19 protein-coding genes are annotated in these 18,867 nt (G+C 64.1%); 16 read left to right on the forward strand and 3 right to left on the reverse strand.

Annotated features, from left to right (window positions below; translation table 11 throughout):
* Positions 1 to 8: 8 nt before the first annotated feature.
* The 16 genes from AC3YUO_RS04550 (at position 9) to AC3YUO_RS04625 (ending at position 14,437) form a co-directional block, all read left to right on the forward strand.
* On the forward strand, positions 9 to 1,094 hold the full coding sequence (locus AC3YUO_RS04550; protein WP_489961848.1) for a metallophosphoesterase family protein: 1,086 nt from the start codon (positions 9 to 11) through the stop codon (positions 1,092 to 1,094).
* Positions 1,091 to 3,349 carry an ATP-binding protein gene (locus AC3YUO_RS04555; protein WP_489961849.1) on the forward strand — a complete coding sequence of 753 codons (2,259 nt, stop codon included), beginning with the start codon at positions 1,091 to 1,093 and terminating at the stop codon, positions 3,347 to 3,349. Before AC3YUO_RS04550 ends, AC3YUO_RS04555 begins: the two co-directional genes overlap by 4 nt.
* Before the next feature lie 87 nt (positions 3,350 to 3,436).
* Positions 3,437 to 4,093 carry a signal peptidase I gene (gene lepB / locus AC3YUO_RS04560; protein WP_489961850.1) on the forward strand — a complete coding sequence of 219 codons (657 nt, stop codon included), beginning with the start codon at positions 3,437 to 3,439 and terminating at the stop codon, positions 4,091 to 4,093.
* A 986-nt stretch (positions 4,094 to 5,079) separates the two neighbouring features.
* A complete protein-coding gene (locus AC3YUO_RS04565) occupies positions 5,080 to 5,649 on the forward strand; it encodes a DUF3793 family protein (RefSeq protein ID WP_489961851.1) in 570 nt (189 codons plus the stop codon).
* A 66-nt stretch (positions 5,650 to 5,715) separates the two neighbouring features.
* Positions 5,716 to 6,144, forward strand: coding sequence for a flavodoxin (locus tag AC3YUO_RS04570; RefSeq protein ID WP_489961852.1), 429 nt, complete (start codon positions 5,716 to 5,718; stop codon positions 6,142 to 6,144).
* A 126-nt stretch (positions 6,145 to 6,270) separates the two neighbouring features.
* Positions 6,271 to 6,666: a zinc ribbon domain-containing protein gene (locus AC3YUO_RS04575; protein ID WP_489961853.1), complete on the forward strand. Its 396-nt coding sequence runs from the start codon at positions 6,271 to 6,273 to the stop codon at positions 6,664 to 6,666.
* 13 nt (positions 6,667 to 6,679) lie between these two features.
* Positions 6,680 to 7,504: a purine-nucleoside phosphorylase gene (locus AC3YUO_RS04580; protein WP_489961854.1), complete on the forward strand. Its 825-nt coding sequence runs from the start codon at positions 6,680 to 6,682 to the stop codon at positions 7,502 to 7,504.
* Positions 7,505 to 7,537: 33 nt separating this feature from the next.
* Positions 7,538 to 7,780 (forward strand): hypothetical protein, encoded by a 243-nt coding sequence (locus AC3YUO_RS04585; protein WP_489961855.1) that lies wholly within the window; start codon positions 7,538 to 7,540, stop codon positions 7,778 to 7,780.
* A gap of 1 nt (position 7,781) precedes the next feature.
* Positions 7,782 to 9,086: an amidohydrolase family protein gene (locus AC3YUO_RS04590; RefSeq protein ID WP_489961856.1), complete on the forward strand. Its 1,305-nt coding sequence runs from the start codon at positions 7,782 to 7,784 to the stop codon at positions 9,084 to 9,086.
* Between the two features lie 62 nt (positions 9,087 to 9,148).
* Positions 9,149 to 10,975 carry a putative polysaccharide biosynthesis protein gene (locus AC3YUO_RS04595; RefSeq protein WP_489961857.1) on the forward strand — a complete coding sequence of 609 codons (1,827 nt, stop codon included), beginning with the start codon at positions 9,149 to 9,151 and terminating at the stop codon, positions 10,973 to 10,975.
* Between the two features lie 93 nt (positions 10,976 to 11,068).
* Positions 11,069 to 11,869 carry a nucleoside triphosphate pyrophosphohydrolase gene (gene mazG / locus AC3YUO_RS04600; protein WP_489961858.1) on the forward strand — a complete coding sequence of 267 codons (801 nt, stop codon included), beginning with the start codon at positions 11,069 to 11,071 and terminating at the stop codon, positions 11,867 to 11,869.
* A gap of 80 nt (positions 11,870 to 11,949) precedes the next feature.
* Positions 11,950 to 12,225: an HU family DNA-binding protein gene (locus AC3YUO_RS04605; protein ID WP_489961859.1), complete on the forward strand. Its 276-nt coding sequence runs from the start codon at positions 11,950 to 11,952 to the stop codon at positions 12,223 to 12,225.
* Positions 12,226 to 12,297: 72 nt separating this feature from the next.
* Complete coding sequence (locus tag AC3YUO_RS04610; RefSeq protein WP_118641883.1) at positions 12,298 to 12,540, forward strand: RNA-binding S4 domain-containing protein; 243 nt, start codon at positions 12,298 to 12,300, stop codon at positions 12,538 to 12,540.
* Between the two features lies 1 nt (position 12,541).
* Complete coding sequence (locus AC3YUO_RS04615) at positions 12,542 to 13,570, forward strand: FAD:protein FMN transferase (protein WP_489961860.1); 1,029 nt, start codon at positions 12,542 to 12,544, stop codon at positions 13,568 to 13,570.
* The gene (locus AC3YUO_RS04620; RefSeq protein WP_489961861.1) at positions 13,567 to 13,941 is read left to right on the forward strand and encodes a NusG domain II-containing protein; all 375 of its coding nucleotides are present in this window, start codon (positions 13,567 to 13,569) and stop codon (positions 13,939 to 13,941) included. Before AC3YUO_RS04615 ends, AC3YUO_RS04620 begins: the two co-directional genes overlap by 4 nt.
* Entirely contained in the window at positions 13,922 to 14,437 is a 516-nt protein-coding gene (locus tag AC3YUO_RS04625) for a Gx transporter family protein (RefSeq protein ID WP_489961862.1), read from the forward strand. Before AC3YUO_RS04620 ends, AC3YUO_RS04625 begins: the two co-directional genes overlap by 20 nt.
* A 47-nt stretch (positions 14,438 to 14,484) precedes the next feature.
* Here the strand turns inward: AC3YUO_RS04625 and AC3YUO_RS04630 are convergent, their stop codons facing one another.
* From AC3YUO_RS04630 to AC3YUO_RS04640, 3 genes are all read right to left on the reverse strand, one after another.
* The gene (locus AC3YUO_RS04630; RefSeq protein WP_489961863.1) at positions 14,485 to 15,354 is read right to left on the reverse strand and encodes a nuclease-related domain-containing protein; all 870 of its coding nucleotides are present in this window, start codon (positions 15,352 to 15,354) and stop codon (positions 14,485 to 14,487) included.
* 616 nt (positions 15,355 to 15,970) lie between these two features.
* Positions 15,971 to 17,857 (reverse strand): glycoside hydrolase family 13 protein, encoded by a 1,887-nt coding sequence (locus AC3YUO_RS04635; protein ID WP_489961864.1) that lies wholly within the window; start codon positions 17,855 to 17,857, stop codon positions 15,971 to 15,973.
* A gap of 44 nt (positions 17,858 to 17,901) precedes the next feature.
* Positions 17,902 to 18,840 (reverse strand): uridine kinase family protein, encoded by a 939-nt coding sequence (locus AC3YUO_RS04640; protein WP_489961865.1) that lies wholly within the window; start codon positions 18,838 to 18,840, stop codon positions 17,902 to 17,904.
* Positions 18,841 to 18,867 lie beyond the last annotated feature (27 nt).

An 18,867-nucleotide genomic window follows, 5' to 3' on the forward strand; every position in this document is an offset into this window, starting at 1 on the left:
CTTTGCCCATGCTTCGAATCTTACATGCCGCCGACTTTCATCTGGACAGCCCCTTTGCCGGCCTCACCCCGGAGCAGGCCCAGCGCCGCCGGGGGGAGCAGCGGGAGCTGCTGGAGGACCTGGCCGCCCTGGCCCGAGCCCAGCAGGTGCAGCTGGTGCTCCTGCCCGGCGACCTGCTGGACGGGGACCGCTTCTACCCGGAAACCGCCCAGGCCCTCACCCGGGCGCTGGGCTCCATCCCCTGTCCCGTCCTTCTTTCCCCGGGCAACCACGACTTTTTTTCTCCCCAGAGCGTGTACGCCGCCCTCACCTGGCCGGAGAACGTCCATGTCTTTTCCTCCGGTGAGCTGGAGCGCTTTGACCTGCCGGAGTTAAACTGCGCCGTGTGGGGCCGGGCCTTCACCGCCCCCCGGGAGGATGGTTCCCCGCTGGCGGGCTTCTCCGCCCCCAGGGACGGAGTTTTCCACATCGGCTGTCTTCACGGAGACGTGATGGGGGGGACGGACTACGCCCCCATTTCCCCGGAGGAAATCGCCCAAAGCGGCCTTGCCTATCTGGCTCTTGGCCACATCCACCAGTACTCCGGCCTTCAAAAGGCGGGGGGCACCCATTGGGCCTATCCCGGCTGTCCCCAGGGCCGGGGCTTTGACGAGACGGGGGAGAAGGGCGTACTCCTGGTGGACGTGGACGCGGATTCGGTCAGCGCCCGCTTTGTCCCCCTGGCCCGGCGGCGGTACGAGATTCTCTCCGTGGACCTCACCGGGGCGGAGAGCGCCCTCGGGGCCATTGAGGCCGCCCTTCCCCCGGACACCCGGGACCACATCTACCGCATTCTGCTCACCGGAGAGGGGGAGACCCCCGACCTGGCCGCCCTGGAGCGGGCCCTGTCCGGCCGGTTTTACGGCCTCACCCTCCGGGACCGCACCCGCCTGCCCCGGGACCTGTGGCGGAGGAAGGAGGAGGACACCCTGACGGGGCTCTTCCTCCGGGAGTTATGGCCCCTCTGTGAGCAGGAGCCGGACAACGAAGTCTATCAGCTGGCGGTGCGCTTTGGCCTGGCCGCCCTGGAGGGAGGGGAGGACGCCGCCCTATGAGAATCAAATCCATGACCGCCACCTTCGGCAAGCTGGAAAAGGCCCGGCTGGAGTTGGGGGAGGGCTTAAATCTCATCGAGGCCCCCAACGAGGGGGGCAAATCCACCTGGTGCGCCTTCTGGCGTGCCATGCTCTACGGCATCGACACCCGGGACCGGGACAAGAAGGGCCATTTGGCGGACAAGAACCGCTACCAGCCCTGGTCGGGTGCCCCCATGGAGGGGGAGGTGGAGCTGGAGTGGCAGGGGAGGGCCATCACCCTCCGCCGCGGCCCCCGGGGAAACACCCCCTTCGGCTCCTTCTCCGCCGTCTACACCGGCACGGAGGAGCCAGTACCCGGCCTCACCGCCCAGACCTGCGGGGAGCTGTTGACCGGAGTGGGCCGGGAGGTCTTTGAGCGCTCGGCCTTCATCGGGTCCGGGGGTAATCTCACTGTCACCGCCGCCCCGGAGCTGGAAAAGCGCATCGCCGCCCTGGTGTCCTCGGGGGAGGAGGACGTGTCCTACTCCCAGACGGAGGGGCGGCTCAAAGAGTGGCTCAACCGCCGTCGGGTGAACAAGAGCGTGGGTCTCATTCCCCGGCTCACCCAGGAGCTGGATGAGGTGGAGGAGGCTCTCGCCCAGGTGGAGGAGACCGCCGGGCAGATTGCCGCCCTGGAGGCCCGCCGCGCCGCCCTGGAGGAGGCCCTTCGCCAGCTGGAGGGAGAGCGTGCCATCCACCAGCGCCTTGCCCGGCGGGACCTGGACCGCCGCTGCGCCCAGGCGGGGGAGGAGCTCCGGAAGGCCCAGGAGCAGCTGGATGCCCTCACCGCCGAGCAGGCCAAGTACGGCCCCATCCCCGACGGGGAGCGGCTCAAGAAGGCCCAGGGGGAGCTTCAGTACCTGAAGGTGCTGGATGAGGAGATCCGCCGGGGGGAGGAGGCCCTGAAGGAGGCCGACGAGGCCTATGTCCAGGCCCAGATTGCCGCCCAGGATCCCCACTTCCAGGGTCTTTCCGCCGACGAGGCGGCCCAGCGGGTGCAAAAGGACAAGTCCGACCTCACATCTGCCCTCCAGGGGGCGGAGAGCCGGGGCAAGCGGGCAAAGCTTTTCCCCATTCTGGGGGTAATTGCCGCCCTGGCTCTGGGGGCTGTGGGCTATGTCCAGGTGGGACAGCTGCTGTCCTACCCCCTGTATGCCGGTCTCGCCCTGTTGGTACTGGGTATCGCGGCGGGACTGTTCAGCGCCGGACAGACCAAAAAACAGCGGGACTGGGCGCAAAAGCGCCTTTCCGCCTATGGCGTGGACGAACTCTCCCAGCTGGATGCCCTTTTGAACGACTATCAGGCCCGGTGCCGCCGGGCCCAGGAGGCTGCCGACCACGCCAAGGTGGTGCGGGGGGACCTGAACGGCCGGAAGGCCCGCCGGGACAACAGCCGCGCCGCCCTTCTGAACTTTGTCCACACCTTTGCACCCCAGGTGCGGGACCTTTTCGGCGTCTCCGCGGCCCTGTCCCGGGCCCTGAACCTGGGACACGAGCTGGCTCTGGCCAAGGATCGGGTGGAGGAGCGCCGCCGCCGCCGTGAGGACCTGCTGGCCCAGGGGGGAAAGGACTTTGACACCCTGGAGGCCATCGTTCCCCCGGAGCGCTCCCCGGAGCAGACCCTCCGGGCCCTGGAGGAGGTGTCGGGGCGGCTGGAGCAGGTGCGCCAGGCCCTCAACCAGGCCCTGGGCCGTCAGAAGGCGGTGGGCGACCCCGCCGCCCTGGCCGCCCGGAAGGAGGAGCTGCAGGAGGCCCTCCGCCGCCGGGAGGGGGAGTATGACGCCCTCACCCTGGCCATGGACGCCCTGAAACGGGCCAACACCCGCCTGCAGGAGCGCTTCTCCCCGGAATTGAACCGGCTGGCCGGGCAGTACCTGAGCCGCCTCACCGGGCAGCGGTATGCCTCGGTCACCCTCAACCGGGAACTGGAGGGGGCCGCCGCCCGGGCGGGCGACGTGCTGCCCCGCAGCGCCCTTTACCTGTCCCGGGGCACGGCGGACCAGCTCTATCTGGCGGTGCGGCTGGCGGTGTGCCGGCTGTGCCTGCCCGAAAAGCCGCCCCTGGTGCTGGATGACGCTCTGGCCGCCTTTGACGATGAGCGACTGGGGCTGGCCCTGGGACTTCTGGAGGAGCTTTCCAAGGAGCAGCAGGTGCTGCTCTTCACCTGCCAGAGCCGGGAGGGTACCCTTCTGGAGGGCCGTCCCGGGGTCACCCGGCTGGCGCTGCCGCTATAAGAGTTGCATTTCCCGGGAAAAAAGCATATAATGCTCCCATTCCCGTATCTGTCCGTCCCCTGGCGGGACGAAGGAGGCGACATACCCTTGTCCGAAGAATTTGAAAACCGCACCCAATCCCAGCCGGAGGAGGAGCCCTTCCTGCCGGAGGAACCCGCGCCCAGACGGAGGCACTCCCGTCAGGCCGTCCCGGAGGAGGCGGAACGGAAGCCCGGTCGGGAGCTCTTCGAGTGGCTTCAGATGATCATGGGCTGCGTGCTGGTGGCGGTGGTGCTCTTTAACTGCTTTGCCCGGCTCACCCGGGTGGACGGCGATTCCATGAACAACACCCTCCAGGACGGCGAGCTAATGCTGGTCTGGTCCCTGGGCTACACCCCCAAGCAGGGGGACATTGTGGTGCTGAACAAGACCACCGCCGATTTCCTGGGCAACCGCGCCATTGTGAAGCGGGTCATTGCCACCGGCGGCCAGACGGTGGATATCGACTACAACACCGGCACCGTCTATGTGGACGGGGAGCCTCTGGACGAGCCCTATATCCGGGAGGAGATGTACCTGCCCTATGTCTCCACCATGCAGCAGACCCACTGGGAGGTACCGGAAGGGTCCATCTTTGTGATGGGAGACAACCGCAACGCCTCCACCGACAGCCGGGATGACCGGCTGGGCACCATTGATGAGGACTATGTTCTGGGTAAGGTGGTGCTGGGGCTGTGGCCCCCGTCCCGGGTTGGGACTATGTGAGAGATTGCCGTCTCTTTGCGTTTGGAACAAACCATTTTGCGTGAAATCAGGACCTGCTTTGCCGGCCGCCCGTTGGGGCGGCCGGTTTTTGCTGTGATCAGTATTGAATCCTTTGGGGACGAAAACGGGATGTGTGGATTTCGCCTGCGGGCGGGACGTGGGAAGGGGATGTTTCGCCCCCGGGCGAGTGACTTTCTGTGCAGACAGAAAGTCACCAAAGAACTGTCTAGGGGAAGGGGGATTTCGATTTCCCCCTTCCCCTAGATACCTCATCCCCTTGAAACGACCAATCAGGGGGCCTCGGCCCCCTATTGGATGTACCCCCAAGGGTTGGCAGTAACTTGAAAGCCCCCACACCAAAATAAGTCTGAGGATAACGAAACCGCTGGCGGGTGCGGACCTGGAGCAGGTACGTGTTCAAGGCAGTCTCACATATCTGGCATCAGCCACGGAGGCGAATCGACCACCGAACCGCCCCGCGATGGCTGAAAGTTAGGCGCGATGGCCCTTATAGAAACACAAGTGAGTTCAACCAACACGGAGCGGCAGCGGGCGGCGCAAGGAACGGTATCCCGTCCTTTGCCCGCGCCGAGCAAATTTTTTCCACACTCCTTGGTGGCTCTCTCGTAAATCAAATAGGGGGTCCGGGGGAGGCGGGATAGGGCATTGTAAATGCCCGTGAGCCTCCCCCGGCGGCGCTTTGCCTACTTTGCCGACGCGGGCAAAGTAGGTCGCCCCGCAGGGCGAAACCATCCCCACCCCCGCCCGCAGGCGAAATGGCCCGTTTGTTCCGCTCAGCAAGCAAAATAGTCGGACAGACAACTCACATCCTCCTGCAGATTTCTCTTGACAAGGCCTCTCCGTTATGGTATTTTGTCATTAGTTAGCAAACGCTAACCGTCAAAAACAAACACCTTCCACCTGCCCCTTGGGCAGTTTCTTTTCCCTTACAAGTTAGCAATAACTAACCAAAAGGAGGCCCACCCATGGAACCCCACTCTCTCAATTTTGAACGTACCCTGGCCTGGCTGTGCGCCCCCTCCCTGGCGGGCATCAAGCCGGCGGATCTCATCTCCTACCACCCCGAAGAGGGGGACCCGGCGGATCTCCCCGCCCGGTACGACCGCATGCTGTCCGCCCGGGGCATCCGGGTACGGGAGTTGTGCCGCTGTCCCCGGGGCTGTCTGCTGCTGGTGTACCGGCCGGAGCGGCTGGAGCGCTCTCTGTCCGACCCCCGGGTGCGGGCGCTCCTCACCCAGGCGGGCTATCCGGCCCAGGGCAGTCTGGAGACCATGCTGACGGTGCTGTCCGGGCGGCTGGGGCAGGGGGGACCCTTCCCCCACGAGGTGGGGCTCTTCCTGGGCTATCCCCCGGAGGACGTGGAGGGCTTCTGCCGCAACGGCGGCCGCAACTACAAGCTGAGCGGCCCCTGGAAGGTGTACGGCCGGGTGGAGGAGGCCAAGGTCCGGTTTGAGACCTTCCGCCGCTGCCGGGACGCTCTGTACCGCCATGTGGAGGAGGGCCGCACCCTGGCCCAGCTCTTCCCGGCGGCCTGACGCCTGTAACCGCCCTGGCGGATTGCAGATATACCACTTCACCAAACCGAATTGGAGGTTCTGATTATGAGTAAAATGGCTGTTATCTACTGGTCCATGTCGGGCAACACGGAGGCCATGGCCAGCGCCATCGCCGAGGGCGCCCGGGGCGCTGGGGCCGAGGTGGACCTGATGCAGGTGAGCGAGGTGTCGGTGGACCAGGCCCTCAGCTATCCGCTGCTGGCTCTGGGCTGCCCGGCCATGGGGGCCGAGGTGCTGGAGGAGTCGGAGTTTGAACCCTTCTTTGCCCAGCTGGAGGGCCGGCTCAGCGGCAAGAAGGTGGCCCTGTTCGGCTCCTACGGCTGGGGCGACGGCCAGTGGATGCGGGATTGGCAGGCCCGCACCGAGGGGGCCAACGCCAACCTCTACCAGGAGGGGCTGATGGTCAATGAGACCCCGGACGACGACGCCCTAGAGCAGTGCCGCGCCTTCGGCGCCGGTTTCGCCGCCTTTTGATCTGAATTTTTCCCCTTTGTGGGCCCGCGCTTTTGCAGCGCGGGCCCCTTTTTATTGCATTTGGGCCCGCTTTGGTGTAAAATAGGGGTACCCTGAATTTGGAAACAAGGAAAGGAGCGCATTCCTATGGACGACAAGGTAAAGGAACTGATGGACCGAATCCGCGGAACCGCGTCGGTGGCGGCCGACGCCTGCGCCGACACTGCCCGGGTAGCGGGGAAGAAGGCCGGACAGATGGTGGACGTGGCAAAGCTCAACGTACAGCTCTTTGACCTGAACGGGGAGTTCAACGACATCCTGCGTCAGCTGGGCCAGGTGATGTATAACACGCACAAGGGCCAGGCTCCGGAGGAGGACCCCCTGCCCCAGCTGCTGGCCCAGGCGGATGAGACCGCCGGCAAGATTGCCGACATCAAGGCCCGCATTGCCGACCTGCGTCAGGCCCAGACCTGTCCCGGCTGCGGCGCTCCCTGCGGCAAGGACGACCAGTTCTGCCGCCAGTGCGGCACCAAACTCTCCTGAAGGAGCACATTCTATGACCCATACAATGGAACACTACCGCCAGAGTGCCGGGGCCATCCGGTCCCGGCTGGGCGGCTTTACGCCTAAAATCGCCCTGATCCTGGGCTCCGGCCTGGGCTTTCTGGGGGACGAGGTGGAGAACCCCATCGCCGTGGACTACAAGGACATCCCCTACTTCAAAACCTCCACCGCCCCCGGCCATAAGGGCCGCCTGGTCTTCGGCACCCTGGAGGGGCAGCAGGTGGCGGTGATGCAGGGCCGGATGCACCACTACGAGGGCTACTCCTACGAGGAGGTGGCCTACGCTGTGCGGGTGCTGCGGCTTCTGGGCTGCGACACCCTCATTGTCACCAACGCCGCCGGCTGCGTGCGCACCGACTGGCAGGCAGGGGACCTGATGCTCATTACCGACCACATCAAGATGTTCTCCGAGTCCCCTCTGCGCGGGGAAAACCTGCCGGACTTCGGTCCCCGGTTCCCCGACGCCTCCCATCTCTACACCCCGAGGCTCCGCCAGCTGGCCCGCGAGGCCGCCGACGAGCTGGGCATTCCCCTGCGGGAGGGCGTCTACTTCTACTGCTACGGCCCCCAGTATGAGACCCCGGCGGAGATCCGGGCCGCCCGGATTCTGGGCGGGGACGCGGTGGGCATGTCCACCGCTCCGGAGGTCATTGTGGCCGGCCACTGCGGCATGGAGGTGCTGGGCTTCACCCTGCTCTCCAACATGGCCGCCGGCATTCTGGACCAGCCCCTCAGCGAGCAGGAGGTGCTGGACGCCGCCGAGGCCGCCCGGGAGAAGTTCTCCGGCCTCATCCGGGCCTGCCTGCGGAAGCTGTAACCCTTCCTTTTTGCGGCAAAGGAGCTGTTGAAGATGAGCACCCCCTTTACCCGCGCGGAATTGCTCATCACCCACGACTTAACCCGCTTCAGCCAGGTGCGTGACGCCCTGGCCGGGGCGGGCGTGGATTATACCTACCGCTGCAAGGACCGGACCTGGGACACCCGGGGCCGCACCGGCACCCTGGGCATGAACCAGGAGGTCCGGGTGGAGTACAAGCTGTACGTCCGCAAAAAGGACCTGGACCGGGCCCGGGCGGTAATACAAGGAGTTTAATATGGCCATTTTATTCCAATCCGTCACCGTTCTTCCCATGGACGGCGGGCGGAAGGTCCTTCGGGACTGCTTTGTGGCGGTGGAGGGGGAGCGCATCACCCACGTGGGCCCCACCCGGCCCGCAGGGGACTTTGAGCGGGTTGTGGACTGCGCCGGGCTTGTGATGCTGCCCGGCTTTGTCAATGCCCACACCCACCTGCCCATGACCCTCATGCGGGGGTACGGAGGCGGGTGCGACCTGCACACCTGGCTCAACGACTATATCTTCCCCGCCGAGGCCCGGCTGGACGACAAATCGGTGGCGGCGGGCACCGCCCTGGGGCTGGCGGAGATGATTGCCTCGGGCGTCACCTGCGTGGCCGACATGTACGACCACTGTGACGCCATCATCGGGGAAATTCTGAAGGCGGGGCTCTCGGCCAACATTGCCCGGGGCGTCACCCTCTTCACCGACGACTACTCCTTTGACTCCTTCCCCGGCTGTGTGGAGACCCAGGATCTTACCCGCCGGTGGAACGGCTACAACAACGGACAGATTAAGGTGGACGCCTGCGTCCACGGGGAGTACACCTCCCGCCCCGCCCTGTGGAAGGACATGGGGGCCTGGGCCAAGGAGAACAACCTGGGCATGCACGTCCACGTGTCCGAGACCCGCTCGGAGCACCGGGAGTGTCAGGAGCGCTGGGGCAAGACTCCCATTCAGGTGCTGGACGAGTACGGGGTGTGGGACTGCGGCCGGGCTCTGGCCGCCCACTGCGTGTATACTACCCCGGAGGACTGGGCTATCATGAAGGAGAAGCACATCTCCTGCATCCACAACCCCTGGTCCAACCTGAAGCTGGGCTCCGGCGTGGCCCCCATCCCCGCCATACAGAAGGCGGGAGTGAATGTGGCCCTGGGCACCGACGGCATGTCCTCCCACAACAGCGCCGATTTCTTCTCGGACATGAAACTCACCGCCGTCCTCCACAATGGAGTGGGGGAGGACCCCTCCGCCCTCTCCGCCTGGGACGCCCTGGAGATGGCCACCGTCCGGGGGGCCGCCGCCCTGGGCCGGACGGACACCGGAGTCATCGCCCCTGGAAAGGTGGCCGACCTCATTCTGGTGGACTTCACCGCCCCCAACCTCACCCCCTGCCACGACGAGGCGGAGAATCTGGTCTTTGCCGCCCACGGCTCCAACGTGGCCATGAATATGTGCCGGGGCCGCGTCATATATGAGAAGGGCGAGTTTTTGACCCTGGACCTGGAGCAGATCCGCGCCCAGGTAAAGGAGTACGCCCTGCCTCTCGTCTTCGGCGGGTAACCGCCCAATCCGCTTTCAATAGGAGGAGACCTATGTCCTCACACGGTCAAGCCCCCCGCCGGGTGGCAAAACAGAAACAGAATACCTTCTTCGGCGGCGCCGCTGTTCTGGCTGCCGGCATTCTGATTGTCAAGCTCATCGGAATGTTCTATAAAATCCCCCTGGTGTGGGTCATCGGGGACCAGGGCAGCGCCGACTTCTACAACGCCTACAACATCTACGCCGTGCTGCTCACCATCTCCACCGCGGGCCTGCCTGTGGCCGTGTCCAAGCTGGTGAGTGAGGCCAGCGCCACCGGACGCCACAACCAGGTGCGGCGGGTCTTCCGCCTGTCCCTGGCCCTGTTCCTGGTGCTGGGCGTGCTGTCCTTCACGGTGATGTTCTTCCGGGCCGACTGGCTGGCCGGGCTGATGCACGACACCAAGGCCGCCCCGGGTATCCGCGCCCTGGCCCCCGCGGTCATCTGCGTGGGCTGTCTGTCCGCCTTCCGGGGCTACTCCCAGGGCCACAGCAACATGACCCCCACCGCCGTCTCCCAGATCATCGAGGCCCTGTGCAAGCTGGTGGTGGGCCTGGGCCTGGCCTACTGGCTCATCAAGGGGGGCCAGGATGAGAGCGTGGCCGCCGCCGGCGCCATCACCGGCGTCACCGTGGGTACCATCGTGGCCCTGGCCTACATGGTGCTGGCCTTCTTCGCGGGCCGCGGCAACGAGCCCCTCAGCCGGGACGTGCCCGACGCCCCCCGGAGCATTCTCACCGACATCCTGCGCATCGCCATCCCCATTACCATCAGCTCCTCCATGGTGGGTATCGTCACCGTCATTGACTCCTCCCTGGTCCAGGGCCAGCTGCAGCGGGTGCTGCTGGAGAACCAGGACAGCTGGAAGCTCTACACCGACTTTGTGGACTTCTCCACCCTAAAGGAGGCCTTCAACGCCTGGACCGCCTCTCTGCCCTCCGGCGGAGCGGTCACCCTGTCCGCCCTCAGCCAGCAGGTACAGCAGGAGCTGGCCTCCGGCACCACCCAGAGCGCCGCTCAGACCCTCTACACCACCCTGGAGGATGTGAGCCGCTCCCTCTACGGCAACTACTCCGGCGCATTGAACATCTATAACCTGCCTACCTCCCTGATGGCGGCCATCACCTCCGCCGTCATTCCCGCCGTCTCAGCCACCCTGGCCCGGCGGGACCGCCGGGGCACCGCCCGGATTACCGGCTCCGCCCTGCGCATCACCGCCCTCTTGGCCTTCCCCATGGGGGTGGGACTCTTTGTCATGGGCGAGCCCATCATGCAGCTGCTCTTCGCGGGCAAGCTGGAGGTTGGGCTGGCCGGTCCTCTGCTGTCCACCCTGGGCCTTGCCACCGTGTTCGTGTGCATGATGCTGGTGTGCAACTCCATCCTTCAGGCCCACGGCTTTGTGAACCTGCCCGTGTTCATCATGGTGGCGGGCGGCGCGGTGAAGATTTTCGCCAACTATAACGTGGTGGCTCTGCCCGGCGTGGGCATCTACGGCGCCCCCCTGGGCAACATCCTGTGCTTCGGCCTGTGCCTCATTCTGGACCTGGTGGTCATCTCCCGGGTCATTCCCGGACGGCCCCGGTACCTGCCCATCTTCCTCAAGCCCCTTGTGGCCTCCGCCATCATGGGCGGCGCCGCCTGGGCGGTGTACGGCCTGCTGGCCCGTCTGCTGCGCAAGACGGTGGAAACCGACGGCGTACTCACCTACGTCCTCAGCTGGAAGGGCAACGCCATTGCCGCCCTGGCGGCCATTGTAGTGGCCGTGGCGGTGTACGGCGTGCTGGTGGTGGCCCTGCGCTGCCTGTCCCGGGACGATTTGGCTCTGATGCCCAAGGGCGACAAGATTGCACGGCTGCTCCATCTGGATTAAACTTGATTTTTCCTAAAAAATGCCTGTTTTTGGGCGCATGTTTCCTTTCCAAAGGGTAAATATTGAAATTTAACTTGATAAGGACGACAAACTGTGGTAGATTTTCATTACGCGAATTCTTACAAGATGGAGGATCTCCTCCGGATCATGGAGCTGCTCCGCGCCCCCGGGGGCTGTCCCTGGGACCGGGAGCAGACCCATCAGTCCATCCGGCGCAACATGCTGGAGGAAGCCTATGAGGTGGCCGAGGCCATCGACCAGCAGGACCCCGCCCACCTGAAGGAGGAGCTGGGGGACGTGCTGCTCCAGGTGGTTTTCCACGCCCGCATGGCTGAGGAGGACGGCCAGTTCACCTTTGACGACGTGGTGGACGGCATCTGCAAGAAGCTGGTCTTCCGCCACCCCCACGTGTTCGGCGGGGTGGACGCCCAGGACTCGGATAAGGCCCTCTCCACCTGGGAGGAGCAGAAGAAGGCCGAGAAGGGCCAGAAGACCGCGGGGGACACCCTGGACGCGGTGGCCCGGTCCCTGCCCGCCCTGATGCGGGCGGAGAAGCTCCAGGACAAGGCCCGGAAGGCGGGCTTTGACTGGAACGAGGTGGGTCCCGCCCTGGATAAGCTGTCCGAGGAGGTCAGCGAGCTCCGTCAGGCCGTGGAGGCGAACACCAATCCCCAGGAGGAGCTGGGGGATGTGCTCTTCGCCGCGGTGAAGGTGGGGCGCTTCTTGGGTGTGGACAGCGAGCTTACCCTCCACGCCGCCTGTGAGAAGTTCATCGGCCGCTTCCGGAACATGGAGGCGCTGGCCGGCGGCTCCCTGGAGGGCCTGGACCTGCCCCGGCTGGAGGAGCTGTGGTGCCGGGCCAAGGAGCAGGAGCACACCCAGACAACGACTTAAAGTTCCCGCTGTGGGAATTTAAGTATATTCTTTCGACAGTCGCCCCGGCGGCACTGTCCATTTACAGGAGGAAAACAAGCATGAACAAAACCGAGCTCATCGCGGCTGTCGCCGAGAAGGCCGAGCTGTCCAAGAAGGATGCTGAGGCCGCCGTTTCCGCCACCGTTGACGCCATCACCGAGGCTCTGAAGCAGGGTGAGAAGGTGCAGCTGGTTGGCTTTGGCTCTTTTGAGGTAAAGTCCCGCGCCGCCCGTACCGGCCGCAACCCCAAGACCATGGAGACCATCCAGATCCCCGCCTCCAAGACCCCCGTGTTCAAGGCTGGCAAGGCTCTGAAGGACATCGTGGCTGAGTAAATCAAGTTCATCCGACGGGGGCGCTGTTCAGCGCCCCCGTTTTCTCAATTTTCCAAAGAAGGAGCGTACCCTATGCGTCTGGATAAATGGCTGAAAGTCTCCCGCCTCATCAAGCGCCGCACCGTGGCCAACGAGGCCTGTGACAACCAGCGGGTCACTGCCAACGGCCGCCCTGTGCGGGCCAGCTACGAGGTGAAGGAGGGCGACCTGCTGGAGCTGCGCTTCGGCGAGCGCACCGTCAAGGTGGAGGTGCTGGTGGTGGCGGACAACGTGGGCAAAAACGACGCCGCCGCCATGTACCGGGAGGTGCTGTAAGGTGTCCCGGCGTTGTTTGGCCTTTGGGGCGGCCCTGGCCCTGATGATGGGGCTGCTCACCAGCTGCCGGGCCAAGGCCGCGGAGAGCACCGTCTTTGCCATGGACACCGTGATGTCCCTCACCGTCTACGGCGGGAAGGGGGAGGAGGCGGTGGAGGAGGCCACGGAGCTTATCTACAACCTCCAGGACCTGCTGACGGCCACCGACGAGAATAGCCCCCTCTACGCCCTCAACCACGCCGGCGGGGCCTGGACCACCCTGGACGGGGACCTGCTGGCCCTCCTGTCCGACAGCAAGGCGCTGTGTGAGAAAACCGGGGGCGCCCTGGACATTACCGCCTACCCGGCGGTGCAGGCCTGGGGCTTTATCTCCAAGGACTACCGGGTGCCCGACGAGGAAGAGCTTGCCGACCTGGCCTCCCGCATTGACTACACCGCCCTGGAGCTGGACTTGAAGGGCAGCCGGGCCCGCCTCCCCGAGGGCATGGAGGTGGAGCTGGGAGCGGTGGCCAAGGGCTACACCGGGGACCGCCTGGCCCAGCTCATGGCTGAGCTGGGGGTGGAGAGCGCCATTTTCAGTCTGGGCGGCAACGTCCAGGCGGTGGGAAGTAAGCCCGACGGCTCCTCCTGGCGGGTGGCCATCCAGGACCCGGACGGCCAGGGGAACCTGGCCATCGTGGAGGTCACCGACAAGGCCGTGGTCACCTCGGGGGGCTACCAGCGGTACTTTGAGCAGAACGGCGTGACCTACTGGCACATTCTGGACCCGGACACCGCCGCCCCCGCCCGCACGGGGCTCAAGTCGGTCACCGTCATCGGCCCGGAGGGCCTGGTGTGCGACGGACTGTCCACCGCCCTGTTCGTCCTGGGGGAGGAGCAGGGGATGGCGTTCTGGCGGGACCACCCGGAGCTGGGGGTGGAGCTGGTCTTTGTCCGGGAGGACGGCTCGGTGGCCATCACCGCCGGACTGGAGGACTCCTTCACCCTGGGGGACGGGTTTACGGACCGGGAAGTGCAGGTGCTGTCATGAGCCGGAACGCCAAAATCATTCTCCTGCTGCTGGTGCTGGTGGGGGCGGCCTGCGCCGCCTTTGTGCTGCTGCGCCCGGCAGGGGAGGGGACCGTTGCCCGCATCACCCTGGACGGGAAGCTGGTGGAGGAGATTGACCTGTCCGCCGTCACCGAGCCCTATACCTTTACGGTGGAGGGCCCCGGCGGCTTTACCAACACCATTGAGGTGGAGCCCGGCCGCATCCGGGTGCGGGAGGCGGGCTGCCCGGACCAGGTGTGCGTCAACCAGGGGTATATCTCCGACGGCACCGTGCCCATCGTGTGCCTGCCCAACAAGCTGGTCATTGAGATTACGGGGGGAGGGGACAGCCTTGACGCCGCCGCCGGCTAAGGGGGCAAGGCGGCTCACCCGCCTGGCTCTGCTCACCGCCATCGCCCTCACCATCTTCCTGGTGGAGGCCCAGCTGCCTCCCCTCACCGCTGTGCCCGGCATCAAGCTAGGCCTTGCCAACATCGTCACCGTGTACGCCATGTTTACCCTGGGGCCCGGGGATGCCCTGCTCATTCTGTGCGCCCGGGTCTTTCTGGGGGCGGTCTTTTCCGGGCAGATGATGACCCTCATCTACTCCGCCGCCGGGGGGCTTTTGAGCTGGTGCGTGCTGCTCCTTCTGCGGCGGCTCCTCACTCGGGAGCAGATCTGGCTGTGCAGCCCGGTGGCAGGCGTGTTCCACAATCTGGGCCAGCTGCTGGCCGCCGCCGGGGTGATGAAAACCTGGGCGGTGCTGGCCTATCTGCCCTATCTGGTGCCTGCGGGCATCCTGGCCGGACTGTTTACCGGCCTGTGTGCCCAGTTTCTCATGGCCCGGCTGGACAAGCTGGGACGGTAATAATAGAAGCGGAAAGAAATTTTTAAAAATTTCTTTCCGCTTCTATTTTATGGTTTAAATGTATTCTCCTGATTCGCTAACCTCTGCGTATAGCGGCATCGAGGATAGTTTGAACAGCCCCAGAATTTCTGTCCTGCTTGCGGCCCTTTCGACGCGGTCCGGAGTAAAAGCCGCCCTCCGCACCTGGGGCACATCAGGCCATCCCCTTCCCATTGGTAAGTTCCCTCTCGTTTCCTTCGCACACTTTCCCCATGGATAAACCTCGACAGGTCATCCGCCTGTGTAAAAGGATAAAGTTTCTCGTACCATACGTCAATTTGTTCGGGCAGAAGCTGCCCTCCCGCCATCTGCGATGTATACATAACGTGAGAAAGAACATTTCCGTAATGCGTTACAAAATGCCGGCCGCTTGTCAATGTCACATCCTTCAACGTACAGTTGTCTCCAAATACGATGTATGAATAAATGGGGATCGTTGGTTCATTCAAAATTCTCTGAAGGCATTTTATGTGTACTTCATTTTGAATGATGGGGTTAAAAAAACGGTATTTCTGGATCCCGCTTCTTCCTGCCGGAAGTGTTTGTGTCCAATATGTTTGATTTTCTGAGCCAAAAATCCATCCGCTGTAATTCTTAGACTCAAATACGTAGATTCCAGATTCATGGAGCAGAATAACATCCGCTTCCGTCGTTTCTCCATCCTCTTTGGGCAGATAGCAGTTGAATAAGAATCGCTTGTATCCTTCCAACGGACTCAGGCACCGATAAAGGTCATATTCTCCTCCCGTCCCTTTATCCCGGTTCACCGTGCCATAGGAATGGTGGGTCTGCGCAAAATACTCTGTTTTTTCGTATGCTCTTCGGCGTATGTAATAAACAGCAAGGGCAATTCCTATCACCAAAGCAAAAATTGCCATGATGCTCCCCCTCTTTTCCTTTTGCTGTTATTATATCATACCGCTCTGAAAATCTCACTCTTTCGGATTCACATGTTATAGAACCGCCGCACTTGCATCTACCAGATCATCGCGCCGCGGTTCGGTGGTCGTTTCGCCTCCGTGGCTGGTGCTGGATATGCAAAACAGCCGTGGTCACGCACCAGCTTCAGGCCCGCACCTACTAACGGTTTCGTTGACCGCAGGCCTATTCCGGCGCGGAAGTTTCCAGATTACCGTCCCCCGGGGGTACATCCAATAGGGGTGCCGCAATGGGGACCCAATGGAAGCCCAGCGCAGCGGGTTCCATTGGGAGAGGACGAGCGACGGAATGAGTGAGCCTTGCCCTTTCGGGCGAGGCGAAGGATATGAAGTCCGCGAGGACGAGGTTGGTCGTTTCAAGGGGATGGAATTTCAATCAGAGGGAAATCGAAATCCCCCTTCCCCTAGACAGCTCTTTGGTAACTTTCTGTCTGCACAGAAAGTTACTCGCCCGGAGGCGAAACTATCCTCATCCCGCCCGCAGGCGAAACCTCTTTTCCGCCCCAGAATAACACAAAGGGACGGATGGCGGCTACCATCCGTCCCTGTCAGCGTGTCAATCAGCGGTTGCGTCCCACTCGTCCCAGGGAAATTCCTCCCCCAGCTCCAGAGCCACCCCCGAGCGGGGCGGCACGGTGAGGGACAACCCCTCCCACCGGTGCTCCACATGGGCACGGCCCAGCAGCGCCCGGGCGGGACACCACAGCTCCAGCGTCTTTTCCACCGGCTCCTCCCCAGCGTTGAAGGCGCACAGGATGCGCTCGCCCTCAAACTCCCGCAGGAAGATCAGGAGCGACCCCTGTCCGGCCAGATACCGGATGGACCCCCGGCGCAGGGCGGGGTGGCTGCCCCGCAGGCCGCCCAGAGCCCGGTACCAGTCCAGCAGCTCCCGGTCCTCGTGGCCCCAGGGGTAGGTCTGGCGGTTGAAGGGGTCCTCGAAGCCCTCCATCCCCGCCTCGTCCCCGTAGTAGACGGTGGGGGAGCCGGGGAAGCAGAAGAGGAGCAGGCTGGCCGCCCGCAGCAGGTCCTTGCCCCGCCGACGCTGCTTGGGGGAGAGGCGGAAGGAGGCCCGCCAGTCCCGGGACTGGTCCCGGCACTCGCTGCCCGTCCCCAGCAGGGTGAGGATGCGGGGGGTGTCGTGGGTGCCCAGGGAGTTCATGGCGGAGTAGAAGGCGAAGGGGGGATAGTTCTCCTGGATGGTCTCCATGGCCTCCACAAAGTGCTCGCCGCCGCCCCCCAGGAAGAAGGAGAGGATGGCGTTGCGGAGGGGATAGTTCATCAGGCCGTCACAGTGGCCCCCCAGGATGTGCTTGCGGCGCACGCCGTAGGCAATTTTGGTGGAGCCGTCCTCCCACACCTCGCCAATGACCACCGCCTCGGGCTTCTCCGCCCGGGCGGCCTCATGGATGCCGTGGACAAAGTCATCGGGCAGCTCGTCGGCCACGTCCAGCCGCCAGCCATCCGCCCCCGCCCGCAGCCAGCGGCGGACCACGCTGTCCGCGCCGCCGAAGATGAAGTTGCGGTAGTCGGGGTTCCCCTCGTTGACGGCGGGCAGGGAGTAGATGCCCCACCAGCTCTCGTACTTCTTGGGCCACTCGATGAAGTTGAACCAGGGGCGGTAGGGGGAGTCCCAGCTCTGGCTGGCTCCCACCGTGGGGTAGAAGCCGTCCCCGTTGAAGTAGCGGCTCACGAAGCCGGTGTGGTTAAAGACCCCGTCCAGCATCACCCGCATGCCCCGCTTGTGGGCCTCGTCGCACAGACGGGTAAAGTCCTCGTTGGTGCCCAGCATGGGGTCGATGCGGTCATAGTCGGCGGTGCCGTAGCGGTGGTTCTCGGCGGCCTCGAAGATGGGGTTGAAGTAGAGGGTGTCCACTCCCAGCCCCTTCAGATAGTCCAGCTTCTCCAGCACGCCCTTGAAATCCCCGCCGAAGAAGTCCCGGTTGCGGATCTCCCCCTTGTGGTCGGGGCGGTACTCGGGCATCTCCTCCCAGCTCTGGTGGACGGTGCGGCCGCCCACCATGCCGGCGGGGTCGGGGATGCGGCTGCGGCGGAAGCGGTCGGGGAAGATCTGGTAAGTGACTCCCTCTCCGAACCAGGTGGGCACCTCCTCCGCGCCGTCATAGACGGTGAGCTGGTGGTGGCCCAGCTCCCGCTTGCGCCCGTCGATGCCCTCCATCACAAAGGAATACCACACCAGGCCCACATAGTCCCCGGTGTCCAGAGTAGCCCGAAACAGGTCCCGGCCCAGCTCCATGCCCACCCAGGGCATGGGCAGCTTGACCACCTGGCCGTCCCGGCTCTCAAAGCGGGCGGTCAGGGTGGCCCGGGAGAAGCCCTCCGCCCGTGGGGGCCGAAGGGTAAAGGTGACGGCAGTCCCGGAGGGCACCGCTCCGTAGGGGCTTTTATACCGGATGTCGCGGGAATCATAGGTTGGTTGGTACATGGAATCACTCCGCGTTTTCTAGGATAAAAAAGGTCTCAGGGCCCTCAGTGGTACTTGTAGCTGCCGCCGCCGATGAACTCCCGCAGCAGGGAGTCCTTGGGCACCAGGGCGGGGTCAATGGGCTCAAAGAACTGGAAGGCGTCAATGAGCTGCAGCAGCTCGTCGTGGCGGTCGTTCTCCTCGGGCACAGACTGGAGAATGGGGACGGCGTAATTGCGCATCACGGACACCTCGTAGGGCAGGGAGGAGTCGAAGATGATGTCCGCCCGGGTCTTGTAGGGGGAGATATAGAGCTTCTCGCCCCGGCGGACGTTGGCCCACATCTCCAGGGTCTCGGCCACGCCGGTGCCCCGGAAGTTGTAGTCCCGGACCGCACGGCGGGTCAGCCGCATCCAGGTCCCCTTGAACCGCAGGGTGGAGCCCTCGTTCACATTGGACCGGGCGGAGATATAGAGCTTGGTGGCCTCGGGATGGCGGCCGGCGATGTCGTCGTTGAGGGCGTGGATGCCCTCGAAGATGGCGATCTCGTTTTTCTCCAGCTTCATGGGCGTGCCCAGGGAGTCGTTGCGCATCTGCCGGGCAAACTCAAACTTGGGGATGATAATTTCCTCCCCCCGGCTGAGGGCGGCAAAGTGCCGGTCCAGCAGCTCCATGTCCAGACACAGGGGGGATTCGTAGTCGATGTCGCCCTCGGGGGTGCGGGGGGCGGTTTTGGGGTTCATGGTCTTGAAGTAGTTGTCCATGGCCACCGCCCGGGACTCCACGCCCCGGCGGCGCAGCTCCTCGGCAATTTTCATGGCCGTGGTGGTCTTGCCTGAGCCCGAGGGGCCGGAGAGCAGCACAATGGGGCTCTTGTCCAGGTTGGAGAGAATCTTGTCCGCCGCCAGGGACACCCGCTGGGCGTAGCTCTCGTCGCACTCGGCCAGGAAGGCCTCCACGTCCGTCTGAATCCGTCGGTTGATTTCCTGCAGTTGATAAGCCATAAAAGCTCCTTTCCATCGGGGCCGCCG

This window comes from Pseudoflavonifractor sp. HNCC25GI2, from assembly GCF_058136395.1.

Coding starts and splice junctions, on each gene's coding strand:
- AC3YUO_RS04570 (WP_489961852.1), top strand. CDS start 5,716: ATGAGTAAAATGGCTGTTATCTACTGGTCCATGTCGGGCAACACGGAG.
- AC3YUO_RS04605 (WP_489961859.1), top strand. CDS start 11,950: ATGAACAAAACCGAGCTCATCGCGGCTGTCGCCGAGAAGGCCGAGCTG.
- AC3YUO_RS04580 (WP_489961854.1), top strand. CDS start 6,680: ATGACCCATACAATGGAACACTACCGCCAGAGTGCCGGGGCCATCCGG.
- AC3YUO_RS04610 (WP_118641883.1), top strand. CDS start 12,298: ATGCGTCTGGATAAATGGCTGAAAGTCTCCCGCCTCATCAAGCGCCGC.
- AC3YUO_RS04635 (WP_489961864.1), bottom strand. CDS start 17,857: ATGTACCAACCAACCTATGATTCCCGCGACATCCGGTATAAAAGCCCC.
- AC3YUO_RS04550 (WP_489961848.1), top strand. CDS start 9: ATGCTTCGAATCTTACATGCCGCCGACTTTCATCTGGACAGCCCCTTT.
- AC3YUO_RS04585 (WP_489961855.1), top strand. CDS start 7,538: ATGAGCACCCCCTTTACCCGCGCGGAATTGCTCATCACCCACGACTTA.
- AC3YUO_RS04630 (WP_489961863.1), bottom strand. CDS start 15,354: ATGGCAATTTTTGCTTTGGTGATAGGAATTGCCCTTGCTGTTTATTAC.
- AC3YUO_RS04640 (WP_489961865.1), bottom strand. CDS start 18,840: ATGGCTTATCAACTGCAGGAAATCAACCGACGGATTCAGACGGACGTG.
- AC3YUO_RS04620 (WP_489961861.1), top strand. CDS start 13,567: ATGAGCCGGAACGCCAAAATCATTCTCCTGCTGCTGGTGCTGGTGGGG.
- AC3YUO_RS04565 (WP_489961851.1), top strand. CDS start 5,080: ATGGAACCCCACTCTCTCAATTTTGAACGTACCCTGGCCTGGCTGTGC.
- AC3YUO_RS04590 (WP_489961856.1), top strand. CDS start 7,782: ATGGCCATTTTATTCCAATCCGTCACCGTTCTTCCCATGGACGGCGGG.
- AC3YUO_RS04555 (WP_489961849.1), top strand. CDS start 1,091: ATGAGAATCAAATCCATGACCGCCACCTTCGGCAAGCTGGAAAAGGCC.
- AC3YUO_RS04575 (WP_489961853.1), top strand. CDS start 6,271: ATGGACGACAAGGTAAAGGAACTGATGGACCGAATCCGCGGAACCGCG.